Origin of the sequence: Methanobacterium spitsbergense, from assembly GCF_019931065.1 — an archaeon.
GTDB classification, from domain to species: domain Archaea; phylum Methanobacteriota; class Methanobacteria; order Methanobacteriales; family Methanobacteriaceae; genus Methanobacterium_B; species Methanobacterium_B spitsbergense.
The window spans coordinates 1-17,222 of sequence record NZ_JAIOUQ010000013.1 but is presented as its reverse complement, the minus strand read 5'-3'; the positions used below and the strand labels follow the sequence as shown (position 1 = coordinate 17,222).

Here is a 17,222-nt window from a genome sequence, read left to right as displayed (position 1 = left end):
TCGATATGTTTAAATATACATATGGAATAGAGAATATCATGATAAGAATGAACTTATCATAAAATTTGGAGGAAAAAAATATGATTAAAATGGGAGTAAGAAATATGAATAAAATAAGAGGAGGTGAAAATGTGCAAAAACTAATTATGCTACTTTTAGTAACGTTTTTGTTCGCAGTAGCATCGATAGGAGCATCTTCTGCAGCAACTCACGTAAATACAGGTAGCGCTCAATATCACATTGGTCAAGACGTGGCTCAGCAAGCATTGGCAGACAAAGGCACTGGAGGCCTCAAGTTAGATACTTCAAATAGAAATTTGCTGATTACAACAGCCAGTACATCTAAGTTAAACGGTAAAACCACTGAAGATAGTGTACAGGCCATTGTTGATTCAACCACTAAACTTAATGGTAAAAAACAGATCACCTATGGTAGTGGAAATCTCCTTATCATAAATGATCCAAATGGACAATTATGGTATACGCTTGTATCTGATAGTAGCAGCGGTTTGATGGCCAAAAAGTTTTCGGTAAGCCAATCTGGAACAATAACATCTAGTAAAACTGTTAATATTGGTACAACCCAGAGTAGTAAAGATTTACAAAAGTCCATAACTGCTTTAGGAAGTAATGGATTTGCTATAGCTAACATAGCCAACTTATGGAAAGCAGGGGCACCTGCAGATCTAATGGCCATGACATTCACCAATAAAAACATCAATCAGGGAACCATTGCCAACTATGCCGAGACTAAAAGCTTTGCATTAAAATATACCAATCCTACCGGCGGAATGATTGGATCAAATTACATTATTACCACCGCAGGTGGTCTGGACGATGACTCACCAATTTATGGAGCATTTGGATTTAACGACATGGTTTTTTCAACAAGTGGCAGTCCCGCAGGTGAAACAGCTTTCATTAACTACAACACAGCAAATTCTGGAGTATTAGCTTTAATGAAAGGAAATGATTTAACCAGTTCATTTGGAACAGTGCAAAAAGGAACATTAAGCGAAATCAATTTCAACCTTTGGTTATTAAACAAACTCAATACCAATCCACAAGAGCTCTACAGTGTCCTAGCATTCAAAAACGTGAATCCAAATAACATCAAATACTTATGGTATGATACATCCCTTGGTTACGGACATGGAATCGATACAAGCTACATAAACAGTTTGACCAACGTAGCAGGAGGATGGACTCAAATAGCTAATGTCGTTCCCATCACAGATTATGATACAATGAACGCTTTAGGCCAAGATGCTTTCAACTATGCCTACACCCAACATCTGTTCACCGCAGAAGATTTGGCTAACGGTCGTGTTGCTGTAAGCTTAGCACCTTACTACACGAATCATCTAGGAACTATATCTTTAGTAGGATTCATAGATGGAATAGTCCAAGCAGCTAACAGAGCATTAACTGCAGCTGGTTACAGCAATGCAGAAGGGTTTACAATTGACAATATATTAACCATCAGAAATCCGTGGATGTGGTCTGACAAAATACCAGCAATATTCTTAGCTACTACTCAGAACAGTATAGAAGCCTATGCCCAACATTCTGGTGAAAATCGAGCAATTGATTATATAGTACTGAACGGTGTGAAATCAACCTACACGTATGACAGTGTCACTGGCACTTACAATACTGCCCGTGCTAGTCTAGATATGAGTCCAGTAAATTTAAAAAATGGAATTTTAAGTAGTGGTTTCATTATACCTGCACCAGCAGGATTACTATACGCTTGGTCAGCTGGAGCTCCATTCAGTTACCTAAGAACCATAGCTCGCGTTGGATGCATCTGTTCCACCAAAGAATATGATCTTGCAATGAATTTAATGGGACAATACCCCCTAGGTCCAAACGAATATTATATACTAACTGTTCTGACAGCTTTCGGTGAAACTAACAGACAAATATCAGGTAGAACAACTGCATGGGGCGTTTCCCCAGGACAGGGTACCTACTATTCCGTAGGACAGACAAGTAACTCTGCTTACCAGCTTATAGTAACTATCTGGAATGATGTCACCCAAACAGGTAGATCAATACTGATAGCATATGACACCAATAGCATCACAAACGCAATAGCAAACGATGGTTACACAAGTGCCCTATATGCTCAAGAAGCTGATATGTTCTGGCATTTGGACAAAGTGTGGAATAATGGACCTGAAGCAGGAGTGATTACGAATGCAATTAGTACAGCAGTCACCCTAAACAACATGAATCAAGATTTTGTAAATACTTTGAATAGCGCAGGTACAGACCCAATAAATTATTTATTGAATTATAATGTGCCAAACATATCTGTAGATACTCAGTCGGGACTTTATAACACGGATCAAACTGTAACAATAACCACTGAACCTGGAAGTACCATCTACTATACAACCGATGGAACTACACCAACTACCCAAAGTACAGTCTACACAGGACCTATAACAATCAGTAAAACAACAACCCTACAATACATAGCTGTCCAAGGTATTAACTTCTCTTCAGTCGAGTCACAAACCTACACCATAGACAAAACAACTCTTGTAACTCCAATAACCCCTGTAACACCAATAACTCCAATAACTCCAATAACACCAGTAACCCCTGTTACTCCAATAACACCAGTAAAGATTTTAGGAACTTTAGGATCAACTATAGCAAATGGATTCCAACAAGCAACAACAGAGGGGATAAACCAAATACAAACCTCAACAATCCCCACAACAACGGAAAAAACAACAAACAATGGATCAGGAAATCCTATTGGAATAATCTTAGGAGCAATCTTCCTAGCCCTAATAGCCATATTAGTGTATCTTGGAAGATACCGGATAATGTCCACATTAACGGCAGGAGGAACAGGAAAATAACCCCATTTTCCCTTTTTTTCTTTTTTATTATTAAAATGGATTTTTAATTTATTATTAAATTCACCAAAAAACTTTAGAGGTAAGAAATATGAGCGATTTCAATATATTACTGGAGAAAGGAAGAAATTTCCATGGAGAAATATGTCCAGGGATAGTTATAGGAACCAGAATTGCAATGGTAGGAATGAGAGAATTAGGTATGGACCCCATGGAAAGAAATCGAGATCTAATGGTCTATGTAGAAATAGACCGCTGCATGGCCGACGCAGTTCAAGCTGTAACTGGGATCAGTATGGGGCATCGTACCCTTAAATATAAAGATTATGGCAAATTTGCAGCAACTTTCTTGGATTTATCCACTGGCAAAGCTGTGCGAGTTTCGACTGTTGAAGGACCTCGTGAACCACCACAATCTGATGATAAAACAAAAAATGCAAAACCAGATATGAAAGGGATGGTAGAAAAGCTTTCCAAAGTCAAAGAAGAAGAATTATTAGTAATTGAAGAAGTTAAAGTAGACATAGGTAAACATGATGTTCCAGGCTTCCCTAAATATAGAGCATATTGTGAAGAGTGTGGAGACAGGGTTTTAGACAAGCGAGAAGTTATCATTGATGGAAAAACACTTTGTAAAGCTTGTGCTGAAAGTCCTTACTACCAGAAAATATAAGTGGATAATATGAAACTAATCAACGACTTAATAGAATCAGGAAATGAAAATAACTCCCCAGTAAAAGATGTGAGAGTTGGAGTATCATGGACGTGTGTTAATGGAAAATACGGTGGAGTGTCCAAAACATATGGCATCCCGGTGGTTCATGGGAATTATACCAAAGATATGGGAGATTTGACCAATAAATCAACTTTAGAACTAGCAGAATATGTTAGATCATGGAATTTAGTTGAGGCCAGTATTGGTTTGGCAGCTATAAACTCCCTTATAAAACCAAAGGGGAAAAAGGATATCAATGCTCAAGATATCATCATAGAGGAAAGTAAAAATAAAAAAGTTACCATGATAGGAAAATTCCCTAAAACCAACGAAATAAGATCCGTTGCTAAAGAATTATGGGTACTAGAATCGGATCCAACACTCCTGAATCCAAAAGAAGGAATAGTAACAGAAGCAGCTGCAGAATACATTTTTCCTGGCAGCGATATAATCGTTATAACTGGTTCTACCATTATAAACAAAGGATTGGAACGTTATCTTAAATTAGCAAAACAAGAAGATGCTTACACAATTATTATGGGACCAAGTACCCCCATGAGTGATGTTCTGTTTGATTATGGTGCAGACATGCTGGCCGGAGTTGAAATATTGGATCCAGAGGCTGTACTTAGAAAGATCAGCCAGAGTGGAGGTATGATCAACACCCGTGTTTGCAAAGGTGAGATCGGATTTAGAGTACTAGAAGGTTAACTAATATGGAATTAAACCCCCATGATTTGGATTTAAAAGTTAAAAATATATATTCACCAACATATCCCATTATAGCCAATCAGATTACCAAAAAATTTGGAATTAATAAAGGAATATGTATTGATATAGGAACTGGTCCAGCACCACTCTCAATTGCCCTTGCAAAAATCACCAGCCTCAAGATATATGCCATGGACATATCAGAGGAAATGTGTCAAATAGCAGAACAAAACATCACTACAGAATGCTTGAAAAACAGGATCTTTCCCATTAATGGTGACGTACTCAACATGCCATTTGAAAATGGATTCGCGAATTTAGTGATAAGTAGAGGCTCTATGTTCTTTTGGAAAGATTTATCATCCGGATTTAAAGAAATATTTAGGGTTTTAAAACCTGATGGAGGAGGTTATATTGGTGGTGGATTTGGAAGTGGTGAATTAAAAGAAAAAATAAAAAACAAATTTAAGGAAATAAATGAAGATTCATCTGAAAATTTTTACAAGAGTCCACCCAAAATTAGTATAAATACATTAAAATTAGCAGTAGATAATGCAGGAATTAAAGATTATTCTTTGATAAACAATGATTCCGGTTTGTGGGTTATAATACACAAAAAAAGGGATTAAATTAAGATAAAAATAAAATAACCAATGAATTTATTTTTAGGTGATTAAAAAATGGACGAAATATTAAAAAAAATAGATGATCCTGAACTTTTAGCCCAAATAAAAAAGATAGTTCCTTTTCATGGTCATCTGAGCACAGGAGCCTTCATCGGATTGCAGATGCTAAACATAACCAGTCAATTACTAAACATAGAGAATGGAGATCGGGTTTTCGTGACATGTGAAACCCTTAATTGCCTGCCGGATCCATTCCAAATACTATGTGGATGCACCATCGGAAACAAAGGACTTAAAATCAATAATTACGATAAGATGACCGTAACCATAAATAAAAGAGGCAAGCCCGGGCAAACGCATGTTAAAGGCATTCGAATATTCTTAGATCCTGCAAGAACCATTAACTATCCCATATTCCATGCATGGTATATGAACGAGAGAAAAGTCTCCCATGAAGAAGCTATTCTAGAACTTATAAAAGCCGATGATGATGTTTACACTTGGGAATTTGTTGATGTGGAAGTTCATGAGAAAAAGAAGAAAAATGTAATAATATGTGAGATATGCGGAGAATCATTTGTTTCATGGGACAATAAATCGATATGCATACCTTGTTCAAATAAAAAAAATAATTTTATGAGTGATAAACATGGAAAAACAGATAACAATGAAGCTGCCTGAAGATATGTACAGCGATCTTAAAAAATTATCAGCGCAAAAAGATAACATTCCTCTTGGAAATCTTATTAGAAGGGCTATTGATGATTATTTGAGAAAAAACAGGCTGAAAGGGAATTTGTAAAGTCTTGTTAAAATATTTTTTAATTTTAATTTATTTTGATAGTATCTATATATTTTGAATTTCCATATTAAATAATGAAGAAATATATGAATGCAAAATTTATAGATAATACTTTCACCGAAAGTTATCTTAATAACCTTATTAAAACTCACATTCAGTATTATATAATTGATCTGTTGGTTACAAATGGTATTATGATTTTAAAAACAATTATAAAATACGTCCTAATTAAAATGATTTCCAATAAATCATATATGAAGATTAATATTAAAAATTTAAATAAAAATTTACTAATTTAGGTGAAAAAATTGGCAGATATAGTAGTTATTGTATCTATCATATCCAGTATTACTTCAATTATACTGGCAATATTTGCAATATTATTCTCAATGAGGGTGGAAAAAAGACTTAAAAAGAATTATTTAAGGTTAAAATATATCATGGATAATAACCATGAACGGACTAAGGAAGTTTTGGCAAACATGGACCATGAAGCAGAAGACATAAAGACAACAATCTATAAATCACAAACAGAACTCCAAGAGGCACTAAAAAATATCGTCGATGACTTTGATATTTCTGAAAAATAAGTGTAAGAATCGAATTCAAAAAAGAATAGATTTTATCCAGATAAATGCTTCTAAAAAAACCATTAATCAGTATTTACCATCTTAAAAATAAAAAAAAAATAAGAAATTAAATCTTACATTCAATTGAAAAACTCGATATATCCCTATTTAGGGTTATTTGAATTTTTATGTATAAAAACGCTTTTTTTAATCAACTTTTATCACTATCTCTTTATCAAAAAGTATTTTTTTATACGCTTCTGCTTCTATTAATGTCTTTAATTTAGAGAGAGGAATTATTATTCCATGATCCTCTAAATTATTTGCCATAGTTTTGATGTCTTCATACTCTGCTTTTAATGATATTATCTGATTATCTTTGTTTTTAAGATATTTCACTTGCACCTTTGATTCATATTGTTCATTTTTTGCTTTAATTGTTACATTTCTAGATATTATCTCGAATGGGAGCATAGTATGCTCAGTACTTAAAGTTTTTATTCCTAATGTACCTAATTCTAAAGCTAGTAAAGATGATACATCTTCAAATGATTTTTTATTGACATCAACAAGGAAGATATATTCCATTCTTCCTTTTTTTGTGATAGCATTTAGAACATGTACATTTTTAGCACCTGTTTCAATGGTTTTTTCGATGATATATGGCAGACCTTCGGCTGGCAAATCATCCACTGTAATCATTAATAACATATTTTTTACACCAAAAGCATTAAAGTTCTGACATTATTTTTATTGCACGTTTACTCACTTCTTCAGCTCGTTGAATTCCTCCAGGTATCGCAGATGATATATATGCATCTGCTACAACTTTTCTAGCGATTTCCCGTGGTGTTAATTCTTTGTTCATCAACGTTGCAACTGCTGCAGGTACTATGATGTTTATGATGGTATGACCACTAAGCTGTAATTCCACAACCGGTACAGCTCCTAATGGAATTGCTTCGAGTAACTCTTTCTTATTATTCATAACAGCATCTGGTATCACTTTATGAGATAACCCTTCGAATACAATTTTTTCCCCATCAATTGTAACTTCTACTGTTGCATCGGTATCAAAACCACAATATTTTTCAAGGAAATCTGTTTTCTTCCTTCTGGCACATCCTTGATAGCTGGTGACATTTATTTTTATATCCTTACCCATCATTCCACTGAATAAAGCACTACATGCTGTTTCTACATTATTTAACTTCTCATCATCAAGCATTCGCACAATTTCAGTGATATCTTTTCCCTCATTTAATTTATCATAAGTAAACTTCGCCCTGTCATATACTGCTTTAGCAACTGCACCATCTGTAGCTAATATCATTGCTTTAGTTACTGGTCCCCTTTTTACTTGTTCAGATTTTCGAGATATGGTATTGGTAGCCACTTTAGCTACTTCTGGTTCAAGCCAGAATTTTTCTTTAATTTCCTTTATCCTATCAGCTGCTTTTTCGATATCACCATCGCTACTTATCAGTACCTTCATTGCCAGTACAGCATCTGCTGTCATATGTCCTAATGGTGGTTGTAGCGGCCCTCCAGAGAATCCGGCACCTATTGCTAGTGACTCTTCAAATGCAGAAAGCATTTCCTCAAATGCCATCATACCTATTACTGTGGGTCCACCAATATCCTTTAATATAACACCCAGATCACCTACCAATGTAGCTGTATCATATTCTTCATCAGTTCCTCTGATATGTAACTTTTCAGGTAATCCTGATGCTTCAACAGCTCCTAGTCCTGCAATTTGTGCACTGTTAACCTTAAAGAACTCACCGTAACTTTCTCCCACCTCAGAATCAGGATGTACAATTTCTAAAATAGCTGCAACACCAAATATTGCTGCAGTAATGGGGCTTGGAGGCATACCAACATTTGCATATGCTTTTAACATACCTTTTGTACCTGCTGCTGCACCATTTTTTGCAATTTCAGGGAATGCAATATCTTCCCCTAAAGCACCATGCCCATTAACGGCCCTCCACCAACACCCAATGGTATAATACTTCCATTAATTTGTGTGAGTTTACCATCAAAGATGTCATCATATATTGCCTTCACTGCAGCATATCCTGATATTTTGTTATTTACCTTTGCAGTTGGAATAGCCAATACCCCACAGCGATCCACACCTGCAATCATTCTTGCCATGGCCCCTAATTTTCGGTTACCCGCTGGTACTCCTGCTTGGGCGTTGGTACCTGCAAGATAACATAGGGTTGCACTTAATAAAGCCGCGTTTGCAGGATCAGCTCCTGCTAGTTCTGCTGAATTAATAGCCTTTTTTAGTACATCATCAATTGGTAATTGCTGAACATTATGATCTGTGAGTCTTATTTCCGTTCCCCTCAAAACTTCTTCAGCAATAGAGTTGGCTGCACAAATTGCAGCAATATTTAACATACCATGTCCTTTTGTTAGGGCTTCTATCCTGTCATTCGTCATCATATCTACATCTGATGTTGAAGCCATAATAGCTGCTAATATTTCTTTCTCCATTAGAAATCACCTCTATATATTATAATTGGTATATACGGTAAATTAATTTAACGAATTTAAAATTAAAATCATAAATATAAATTATTATCCTGTTCTATATGATAGATAATAATCTTTAAGCAAATATTCACAAGTTATGGGGTAGATAAGGCAAATTATATATACATAATTCAATTTACAAACTTTTGATTCAGAAAAGTTCTATTAAAAGTAACTAGCTCATTGGAGCTTCTGTTTTAGTGTCAACAATCCTCAAAACCCTAAAGTAGCAAATATAAAAAAATTTAACAGATTTTTTTTTTGGAAATAATTATTGATATAAATGTGAAGTATTACAATTTTTTTTATAATCCCCGCACCAGATTATATATTAAAGTGAAATTGAAAATGTTAAGTTCAGGATATTAGTAGGTTGATATTACTAGAATACAGTAAAACAGTAACAAATATATGATGAATGTTTTAGGACATGGAGAAAAACAAGAATGCGAGATAAACGATTTATTGCTGAACATCGAGGCGGCCCCTTAAAAAAAGAACAGCACTATCAATTAATTCAATGGGCATGTGACTGCTCAGAACATGTATTGCATCTATACGGTGAAAAAGTAGATGAACGACTAGTAAATGCACTTAATACAGCTCAAGAGTGGAAACTGGGAAATTCATCAGTTGGCCATGCAAGAAAAGCTTCATTAAGTGCAATTGCAGTGGCAAATGAATCATCATATACTAGTACTATTGCCGTGGCAAGATCTGTTGGACATGCTGTTGCAACGGCCCATATGGCAGACCATTCGTTAGGAGCTGCTTGGTACGCTTTGAAAGCAGTAAAAAATGAGGGGAAATCAGTAGATGATGAAATAAAATGGCAAAATGAACAACTGCCATTAGAAATTAAAGACTTGGTCCTTACTGCAAGGAAAGCAAAAAAATTTGAAATAATTTAATTACATTTACAATTCCCTGCTTTAAGAAAGTATTTAGCGAGTTATCATTACTCCAACTTTAGTTGTTCATGCAATAATTTTTTTTACATTTGAACAATTATCACAAAGTTGTATATTCACACTTTTAAATAAAGACGAGCATTTTCCCTCCAAATAAAAATATAATTATAATAGAAAATAGCTCTGTTTTGTTTATTAGTATAAATTCCAATTAAGACATCCTTTATATATTTTAATTATTCCTGAAATTTTTTTCGATATCTTAATATTCACTGTTAAATATTAAATCTTGCTTTTAGTCTCCTGTATTGTTCTACAAGATCTTTAATTTGCTCTTTAGGATTATTTTTAGTACTGTAGGGCAATATTCCTCCATGGAGGATAATTTCTTCTTTTTCTAATTGACTAATGTTCTCGTAACCTTTGTCTTTCCATAAATCTAGCCAACCTTCTTGAGGACGCTCCAGGTTAGAGATATCCATTCCTAAATGTTCACTCCATAATATTTTTCTAAAGTTTTCAATATTATCTGATTGAGGGAAGTCCATATCATACATTATGGCATTCATTTCCATGTTACGATGATTCGCAGATAATTCACTACTTCCAAACTCCTCTGCATAACTTAAAGATGATCCATCCAGATTAGATGTACCTATTGTTGCCCATTTATCATCTACTATGGCAACTTTACTGTGGATGTAACAGTTTCGCAGTTTATTTTTTCCATTTTGGAATTTGCCGGACCATTTGGCAAAAACTCCAATTTGAGGGTGTTCAATGGTTAATTTTTGTAGATCAAGACCCATTATTTCGAAGCCGTAATGCTGCCAGCTTCGATATGTGGGAACATCTGGAACTTCGTTTATTATCATGATTATCTGTAAATCTGGTTTAAGTTCAAGAACTTTTTTTAAAGCCCCGATGATGTATTTATTGGTAAAATACTGGTTTTCAAGGTATATGAAATCTTCTGCATTGGTAATGGCTTTTCTGTAAGCTTCTAGTACTCCTGTTTCTCCTCTTTTGCTTATTGATTGGGGAGTAATTGATCTTACAATTTGTAAGGACTCATTTTCAACTCTTAAAAGTGGATTAAAATCAGGTAGTTTTTCAGAAGTGTTAACATTGATTATTTCTTTATTTAAAGATTTATTTTCGCTTAACTTATTTTCACCTTTAAAATCCGTGTCTGAAAGATAATTCCACAACTCAATGAAAAACTCTTCTAAGTGATGAATTACTGGACCTTCAAAGTATGTTGAAACATCATGATATGGTCCTTCGTTCTTTTCCAATCGTCTTGGTTCATTAATATCATGTTTACTGGTGTCCCAGTAACTTTGAGTGAATGGGGATCCAATTATAAATGCTTTCTTGCCATCTGCAACCAGAACCTTGGCATGCATGGAGTAAGGGCCTTTGGCAGGGTATCTTCTTACATCAACATCACTCTCTTTATAATAGTCATATAACTCATCGTAATTGTCAGGGACCACCCTATTTTCATTTATAATAATTTTAACATCTGCACCTCTTTTTTGGGCTTCTAATAGTTTATATGTCAGCGAATCGTCGGCTTCATATTTAGATGGATCCTCTGTTGATGTAAAGAATTTTGGTATGAATTCCGGGTAAAATTCAAACTGGGTTAAATAAATGTAAGACTTTGCTTCATCCACCACTTCAACCATCTTTTCCCAGGCTTGATGATTGTCAATTAATATTTCAAAATTATTGTTGGAAGTGATTCGGGATGGTGAATCGCTGTTTAATGTAACCTGCCATCCCTCAATCTCGGCACGGTTAATAATTATATCATCTATTTTTTCAAAAGTACTGTTTATGTTCTTGTGAACTTCTGTCTCTCTAATCTCAAATACTCCCAATTTATCTTTAACTATTATTTTTATATCTGGTTCTTTGTCTAAGATTTCTCTGTAACTTTCTTGAGGGTAAATGATACTGTAATATCCATTTTCATCGGTCACTGCAGATCCTAAATAATCATCCCTAAGAGATAATAAAGGTTTGAATCTATCCGTTATGAAATCCTTGGAATTACCTAAAATTCCTTCATCAGAGATTATATTTTTATTTTTAATAAAAGATTTAACCTTAAATTCAACCAAATCCAGGACATTTAATTCTAACTTCCCATAATCTTCATCTTCTGCTATTACAGTTAGTCCTTCTATAGGATTTCCTTTTTCATCTGTTATTCGCCCATTAACTCCAATATTTCCTTTATCAAATTTTATAATGCCAAAATCAATAATTTCTTCTTGAATACCTCTAGAAACATCCATTATCTTCTTTTCATCTATGAAAAATTCTATTTTTATTTTATTATTCTTATCATCAATGAATTTAGAGTTTAGAGGGAAATTGATTTCAAATTTACCATTTTCATCTGTTACCTCTTCTCCCAGTAATGGATCATCATCAAAAATTGAAGAATAATCTGCAATGGCCTTTAATTGGATGTTATATATTGGGTTTTCTTTATCATCTACCAGTTGTCCTGACACCAAACATTTTTCCATAGATATACACCTTTTTTAATTGAGGATATTTGAATGAAATTATTTAGTTATAAAATTAAATTATTCCAACTTTTAATTGATTTATTTTTCGCTCTTTCTTTTGATAAGAATGGGAGAAATAAACATAATTAACAGGATGAATAAATATGCCACATTACTAAATAATGGCGTGAAAAAAGCAATCCCTATGGCGATAAGCGAAGCGATTGGAAAGGATGAATTTCTGTATTTTATAATTGTAATTGTTCTGGAAGTTATATCCTTTCTGAGAAGATATTTATGTTTTAGAATATATATCCAGTTTAAATACAATATTAAGCCTGAAATGAGCATATCAAAATGGAAACACAAAACTCCTATTGTAGTGTCACTGTATTCGATCCAAATTGATGTAACCAATGGTACAAGTACAATAAAAGATAAAAATGCTATATTAAGCCACCATAGTTGCTGATCCGCGTATTCTAAATTTCTAAACTGTCTACTATGATTATTGAGTAGCATACCTAATAGAAAAAAAGCCAGGAAATATCCTAGAAATTTGATCCATATACTGCCCAAATAATTAAAAATAGCTATATTTGAATGAGGTAACACTGGAACTATAAATTCCAAAACCAATATTGTGATCGCAATAGCAAAAACACCATCTACAAATGCTTCCAGTCGATTTTTATCCCTAATATCAAGTTCAAATTGACTTTTAAGAACCTTGTCTTGTTCAACACGATTTTTAAGATCTTCATCTACTTCAGATGATTTCTGAGACATGCATAATAATATTATATAGAAAATATTTATAATTTATGATTTAACCCCTCCCTAAAGACTGAAACACACTATGAAATAGAAAAAACAAAGAAATTAATGAAATTATTAATCCTCCTAAGTATTAACAAAAATTCTAAATAGAAAGAATAACATATTATGGGGTATGGAATATTTATCATAAATAATAGAATCTGCTTTTTACATTATTATTTAAATTAGTAATTTATCCAATCTTATTAAGTTATTTAAAGAATTTTGGTGGAAAAATGAGAAAAGGTATAATAATTGTTGTTGCAATATTTGCAGTTATAGTCATTATTATACTTTATTCATATATCGAGGTTTCAAATGGACCTATACAACCATTAGGAAGACTTTCATTTGTTAAAATTGAAAATCCCGATATGTACCCTGATCATCCACATTCTCAACTTTTAGCAGAATATGCCGAAGAAAGAGGATCCAAGTGCGCTTTGGTAGTACATTTTGCAGGAAGTAGTAATTATCGTAGCTATTGGCAAAACACCAGCGATAATGGCACTAACAAAAGTGTGTATATTATTGAGGCGTCTTATATTGACACACAGGGTCTTGGCTCTGTAAATCTAAGCCAGATTAATAAATCAGATTCTTTAAATTTGGCTTTGCACGGTGTTCCAGCGGGAAGATATAAATATCTCTCTGATGGAGTTGTTTACAATTCTTATGATGATTTAATGACCCATGTTTACACACTGGCCCGGGAAAATGGACAAAACGGCTCCATCCCCATGGTATGGCATGGAAGTGTACGAGGGGATAATCCAAATCTAAATCCTGGATGTGGATTACCACTATATTTTGAAATATTAACAAATACGTATGGAATCATCCCTGCTTATGTATACACAGTTTATGGGTTGATTTTCCCCTATCTAAATGATCCATTTAAAAATTTTGAGTTATCCAATTATAAAACTCTAGAACAATTATACGTTCAAGGTGAATTAAACTTTGACTACACAGATATAACCACAGGTCAATTCCAAAATAAGACTAACAACATAACTGCAAATATAACCAAGAATTTACCTAGTTTTGAATAATTCTCTAATTAAAAAAGTAAGGATAATTCCTTTTGATTTCAACATTTAACAAGTACTCCAGCTCTCCTTTCTCAATTATAGTATTTCAAATTGTAGATAAATATTATAAAAATTTAAGGAGTTTCGATTTGGGTTATTGTTCCATTATCTAACAATTTCCCGCTTTGGGCATCAACTTTTGCACCGCCGATACCATTTTTATAATTTGTACTGTTAGGATTAAGGTCATATGCATTTACTAAATAATAGGGGTGCTGACCATTTTGGACTAATTTAGTTGAATAACTCGTATAATCATAATATGGCACTTTTTTATGAACGACATTTATAGCTTTCTCAGAACTAATATACTCAGTTTGAGGATTAATCTGCTCATTTAAATTATTAATAGCATTATTTGTAGAAGAATTAACTTGATTTATTGTGGCAACATTATCAGTTATAAAATGATCTTGTAAGAGTCCAATTGCTCCAACTCCCAGTACTGTATACAATAAAACTACAGCTACAAAAAATATCTTCACTGTACTATCCATTAATCCGCCTCCAAAATAAATTATAAGAAAACTCTTTATTAAATTTTATTAAATAATTTTCATAAATAATAAATCTGTGAAAATTAATCACAAAACTCTAGTTTGCAATAAGTATTTTCAAATTTTCAATATTTTATATTTCTAAATATCTAATCCTTTTTTGTATTTTAATCAATTTGAACTTTATGAGTGAAATATTGAAGGTTCAATTTTTAGATAAGAGGATTATTTAAAAAAAAATTCTCCTAAATTATAAATTTAATAATAATCGAATCATATTTATTAATTTGAGGAACTTTGGTTTTTTTTTCGATGTTCAAAATTTATGATTATTTATCAAAAAAATGAAATATCATGAAATCATCATAAATGAACTGGGACATCTATACCATACATACTAAATATAGGTATTTCGAAGATTTTCTAATTTTTATGATAGAATGGAAATTTTTTTAAAAATAATTATGACTTTCTAAAAGAATGTTGAGTTCGTTGATCATAATAATGAATCAAATTGTATGCATCGATAAAGATCCATTGTGAATAGACCTTGAAACGATATTTGTGGATAGTTATTTTTAGTACTGTATAGTTTTTATGAAAATTCTTCTATTCTAGCAAATTTGAACTTTTTTATTTACACTCTAATATGCAGAAATCAGAAAATTCTAAATCTTTTAGCTAATATAATATAATTAAGAATATTTGGATGTGAAAGTTATGAAAAAACCAAATCTCAATAAACAAAAGCGAGATCCAAGTACAGCTAAAGGGGAGGGGGAAAGTGTTGTGCTTGGGAATATTGCCGAGATGTCGGAAAAGGATCGTGCCAATGGGTGAACGGCTTCATATTATCATCACCAACCCTTGTGCCGAGACTCTGGTACGGAATGCCACCATATTCTAAGGATGGCAAAGTTATTTGTTTCTTCCAACCTGCACAAAAATTCAAAACTAGATATGCGACTTTAGGATTCAGTGACAAAGCAAACTTGGATGAAGGCCAAATGTGGCCTACCTCCTACACATTGAAAGAGTTGACTGCCACCGAAGAAAAGAAGATCTTAGCACTCGTGAAGAAAGCTGTGAGCTGAGGATATGCAAATACTGTTAAATTATAAGATTATTGACCATAATAATTCTGTTATAAGATTACAGAATCTATTTTATTTATACAATTCTGTACCCATATCACATAAAATATATTTTGGTATGTGAGCAGAAAATTGAACTTCGTAATATAATGGTAATGTTGATCACATGATCGTAATATATTAAAACAGAGCTTTAAATTTAAATAATTTTAATTCTTAAACACCCAATTGTTCATGGTTTTAAGTATATTTAGACTATATATCTCTGTTTTCAGTAAAAAACAGTTAAAATTAATTTCTAAGACTAAGTAAATTGCTATTTAATTTTTTCAACAATTTATACTCAGAAAACCATAAAATTATAAACATTAAATGCTTAAAGAAATTTTATGAAAGTATACATATACATATTAAACACCTTAGCAGATTGGGAAATCAGTTATTTGACAGCAGAACTAAACAGTGGCAGATATTTGGATAAAACAAAACCTTCAGTTGAACTTATAAAAATTGGGAACACTACCGAACCTATAAAAACAATGGGCGGTATTATAATTACTCCAGATGAGAGTATTGATAATATTCGGTTTAAGGAAGATGATTTACTTATTTTACCTGGAGCAGATACATGGATGGAAGAGGAAAATAAAAAAATAATAGATATTGTTTCCGGTATTATAAATGAAAAAGTAATTATTGCAGCAATTTGCGGAGCTACAGTCGCCCTGGCAAATAAAGGAATATTAAACAATAGAAAACATGCCAGTAATGATATAGAATTTTTAAAAATGTTTTGTCCTGAATACACCGGAGAAAATTTCTATTTAAATCAACCAGCAGTTACAGACGACAATTTAATAACAGCCAGCGGTATTACCCCATTAGAGTTTTCATATGAAGTATTAAAAAGAATAAATGTAATGAAAGCTGAAACACTGGAAGCATGGTATCAGTTGTATAAAACTAATGAATCAAAGTATTTTTATACCCTAATGGAATCCCTTAAAGAAGCATAGAGAAATTTTATTCTTTAAATAAATTTATCGCTATAAAAATATATTATGACTCACAAGATCGTAATATGGATTTTTTTATAAGTTATTGTATGTTGGTAGTTTCAGTTATTAGATTTTGAAAAATTTGTTGAAATTTTGTAATTTTTGTCTAATTGAACTTCGTTATATAAGGCTATAACGAAGTTCATCAACTATTTTTTAAATTTCTTAAAAAAGCTAATCATACCCCAATTAATTAAAAAAAACTTTTAAAGGATTATTCAAGATCTTATAAAATTTATCGAAAAATGTTGTAATACTAAAATCGAAATTTAGTCTGATTTTTATAATTTGATATTTTCGGGGCTGTCAAGTTGTTGGGGGGTTGTTGATGTTTTCCGTGTTTTGTTGTCCATTTTTGCATTTTGAGTGCTA

At 32.7% G+C, this 17,222-nt stretch carries 18 protein-coding genes; 12 read left to right on the top strand and 6 right to left on the bottom strand.

What is annotated here, in order from left to right:
• Nucleotides 1-80 precede the first annotated feature (80 nt).
• The 7 genes from K8N75_RS10285 (at nt 81) to K8N75_RS10255 (ending at nt 6,320) form a co-directional block, all read left to right on the top strand.
• Complete coding sequence (locus tag K8N75_RS10285; protein ID WP_223791968.1) at nt 81-2,879, top strand: chitobiase/beta-hexosaminidase C-terminal domain-containing protein; 2,799 nt, start codon at nt 81-83, stop codon at nt 2,877-2,879.
• Between the two features lie 88 nt (nt 2,880-2,967).
• Nucleotides 2,968-3,549, top strand: coding sequence for an FmdE family protein (locus K8N75_RS10280; protein WP_223791967.1), 582 nt, complete (start codon nt 2,968-2,970; stop codon nt 3,547-3,549).
• 9 nt (nt 3,550-3,558) lie between these two features.
• Nucleotides 3,559-4,302 (top strand): Rossmann-like domain-containing protein, encoded by a 744-nt coding sequence (locus tag K8N75_RS10275; RefSeq protein ID WP_223791966.1) that lies wholly within the window; start codon nt 3,559-3,561, stop codon nt 4,300-4,302.
• A gap of 5 nt (nt 4,303-4,307) precedes the next feature.
• Nucleotides 4,308-4,931, top strand: a complete 624-nt coding sequence (locus K8N75_RS10270; RefSeq protein WP_223791965.1) for a class I SAM-dependent methyltransferase — start codon at nt 4,308-4,310, stop codon at nt 4,929-4,931.
• A 51-nt stretch (nt 4,932-4,982) separates the two neighbouring features.
• A complete protein-coding gene (locus K8N75_RS10265; protein WP_223791964.1) occupies nt 4,983-5,609 on the top strand; it encodes an FmdE family protein in 627 nt (208 codons plus the stop codon).
• Entirely contained in the window at nt 5,578-5,730 is a 153-nt protein-coding gene (locus tag K8N75_RS10260) for a hypothetical protein (protein WP_223791963.1), read from the top strand. Before K8N75_RS10265 ends, K8N75_RS10260 begins: the two co-directional genes overlap by 32 nt.
• A gap of 299 nt (nt 5,731-6,029) precedes the next feature.
• Nucleotides 6,030-6,320, top strand: a complete 291-nt coding sequence (locus K8N75_RS10255) for a hypothetical protein (RefSeq protein WP_223791962.1) — start codon at nt 6,030-6,032, stop codon at nt 6,318-6,320.
• Nucleotides 6,321-6,506: 186 nt separating this feature from the next.
• Here the strand turns inward: K8N75_RS10255 and larC2 are convergent, their stop codons facing one another.
• From larC2 to K8N75_RS10240, 3 genes are read right to left on the bottom strand one after another with little or no spacing between them, the layout of a single operon-like run.
• Nucleotides 6,507-7,010 (bottom strand): nickel pincer cofactor biosynthesis protein LarC2, encoded by a 504-nt coding sequence (gene larC2, locus K8N75_RS10250; protein WP_223791961.1) that lies wholly within the window; start codon nt 7,008-7,010, stop codon nt 6,507-6,509.
• 19 nt (nt 7,011-7,029) lie between these two features.
• The gene (locus K8N75_RS10245; RefSeq protein WP_223791960.1) at nt 7,030-8,205 is read right to left on the bottom strand and encodes a hypothetical protein; all 1,176 of its coding nucleotides are present in this window, start codon (nt 8,203-8,205) and stop codon (nt 7,030-7,032) included.
• A gap of 59 nt (nt 8,206-8,264) precedes the next feature.
• Nucleotides 8,265-8,810 (bottom strand): hypothetical protein, encoded by a 546-nt coding sequence (locus K8N75_RS10240; RefSeq protein ID WP_223791959.1) that lies wholly within the window; start codon nt 8,808-8,810, stop codon nt 8,265-8,267.
• Nucleotides 8,811-9,295: 485 nt separating this feature from the next.
• Here K8N75_RS10240 and K8N75_RS10235 point away from each other — a divergent pair, with 485 nt between their 5' ends.
• Complete coding sequence (locus tag K8N75_RS10235; RefSeq protein WP_223791958.1) at nt 9,296-9,760, top strand: putative immunity protein; 465 nt, start codon at nt 9,296-9,298, stop codon at nt 9,758-9,760.
• A gap of 275 nt (nt 9,761-10,035) precedes the next feature.
• Here the strand turns inward: K8N75_RS10235 and K8N75_RS10230 are convergent, their stop codons facing one another.
• Complete coding sequence (locus K8N75_RS10230) at nt 10,036-12,306, bottom strand: phospholipase D-like domain-containing protein (protein WP_223791957.1); 2,271 nt, start codon at nt 12,304-12,306, stop codon at nt 10,036-10,038.
• A gap of 81 nt (nt 12,307-12,387) precedes the next feature.
• Nucleotides 12,388-13,077: a TMEM175 family protein gene (locus K8N75_RS10225; protein ID WP_223791956.1), complete on the bottom strand. Its 690-nt coding sequence runs from the start codon at nt 13,075-13,077 to the stop codon at nt 12,388-12,390.
• A gap of 266 nt (nt 13,078-13,343) precedes the next feature.
• Here K8N75_RS10225 and K8N75_RS10220 point away from each other — a divergent pair, with 266 nt between their 5' ends.
• Entirely contained in the window at nt 13,344-14,162 is an 819-nt protein-coding gene (locus K8N75_RS10220; RefSeq protein ID WP_223791955.1) for a hypothetical protein, read from the top strand.
• Between the two features lie 113 nt (nt 14,163-14,275).
• Here K8N75_RS10220 and K8N75_RS10215 read toward each other — a convergent pair whose 3' ends face one another.
• Nucleotides 14,276-14,698: a hypothetical protein gene (locus tag K8N75_RS10215; RefSeq protein WP_223791954.1), complete on the bottom strand. Its 423-nt coding sequence runs from the start codon at nt 14,696-14,698 to the stop codon at nt 14,276-14,278.
• Between the two features lie 784 nt (nt 14,699-15,482).
• Here K8N75_RS10215 and K8N75_RS14135 point away from each other — a divergent pair.
• The 3 genes from K8N75_RS14135 (at nt 15,483) to K8N75_RS10205 (ending at nt 16,808) form a co-directional block, all read left to right on the top strand.
• On the top strand, nt 15,483-15,605 hold the full coding sequence (locus K8N75_RS14135) for a hypothetical protein (protein ID WP_255590932.1): 123 nt from the start codon (nt 15,483-15,485) through the stop codon (nt 15,603-15,605).
• Nucleotides 15,589-15,792 (top strand): hypothetical protein, encoded by a 204-nt coding sequence (locus K8N75_RS10210; RefSeq protein WP_223791953.1) that lies wholly within the window; start codon nt 15,589-15,591, stop codon nt 15,790-15,792. The genes K8N75_RS14135 and K8N75_RS10210 overlap by 17 nt, the downstream gene beginning before the upstream one ends.
• Before the next feature lie 389 nt (nt 15,793-16,181).
• Entirely contained in the window at nt 16,182-16,808 is a 627-nt protein-coding gene (locus K8N75_RS10205) for a type 1 glutamine amidotransferase family protein (protein ID WP_223791952.1), read from the top strand.
• Nucleotides 16,809-17,222: the final 414 nt, after the last annotated feature.

Excerpts from the sequence above, each read along its gene's own strand:
- K8N75_RS10285 (WP_223791968.1), top strand. The coding sequence starts at position 81 with ATGATTAAAATGGGAGTAAGAAATATGAATAAAATAAGAGGAGGTGAA.
- K8N75_RS10280 (WP_223791967.1), top strand. The coding sequence starts at position 2,968 with ATGAGCGATTTCAATATATTACTGGAGAAAGGAAGAAATTTCCATGGA.
- K8N75_RS10275 (WP_223791966.1), top strand. The coding sequence starts at position 3,559 with ATGAAACTAATCAACGACTTAATAGAATCAGGAAATGAAAATAACTCC.
- K8N75_RS10270 (WP_223791965.1), top strand. The coding sequence starts at position 4,308 with ATGGAATTAAACCCCCATGATTTGGATTTAAAAGTTAAAAATATATAT.
- K8N75_RS10265 (WP_223791964.1), top strand. The coding sequence starts at position 4,983 with ATGGACGAAATATTAAAAAAAATAGATGATCCTGAACTTTTAGCCCAA.
- K8N75_RS10260 (WP_223791963.1), top strand. The coding sequence starts at position 5,578 with ATGGAAAAACAGATAACAATGAAGCTGCCTGAAGATATGTACAGCGAT.
- larC2 (WP_223791961.1), bottom strand. The coding sequence starts at position 7,010 with ATGTTATTAATGATTACAGTGGATGATTTGCCAGCCGAAGGTCTGCCA.
- K8N75_RS10245 (WP_223791960.1), bottom strand. The coding sequence starts at position 8,205 with ATGTTAAAAGCATATGCAAATGTTGGTATGCCTCCAAGCCCCATTACT.
- K8N75_RS10240 (WP_223791959.1), bottom strand. The coding sequence starts at position 8,810 with ATGGAGAAAGAAATATTAGCAGCTATTATGGCTTCAACATCAGATGTA.
- K8N75_RS10235 (WP_223791958.1), top strand. The coding sequence starts at position 9,296 with ATGCGAGATAAACGATTTATTGCTGAACATCGAGGCGGCCCCTTAAAA.
- K8N75_RS10230 (WP_223791957.1), bottom strand. The coding sequence starts at position 12,306 with ATGGAAAAATGTTTGGTGTCAGGACAACTGGTAGATGATAAAGAAAAC.
- K8N75_RS10225 (WP_223791956.1), bottom strand. The coding sequence starts at position 13,077 with ATGTCTCAGAAATCATCTGAAGTAGATGAAGATCTTAAAAATCGTGTT.
- K8N75_RS10220 (WP_223791955.1), top strand. The coding sequence starts at position 13,344 with ATGAGAAAAGGTATAATAATTGTTGTTGCAATATTTGCAGTTATAGTC.
- K8N75_RS10215 (WP_223791954.1), bottom strand. The coding sequence starts at position 14,698 with ATGGATAGTACAGTGAAGATATTTTTTGTAGCTGTAGTTTTATTGTAT.
- K8N75_RS10210 (WP_223791953.1), top strand. The coding sequence starts at position 15,589 with ATGCCACCATATTCTAAGGATGGCAAAGTTATTTGTTTCTTCCAACCT.
- K8N75_RS10205 (WP_223791952.1), top strand. The coding sequence starts at position 16,182 with ATGAAAGTATACATATACATATTAAACACCTTAGCAGATTGGGAAATC.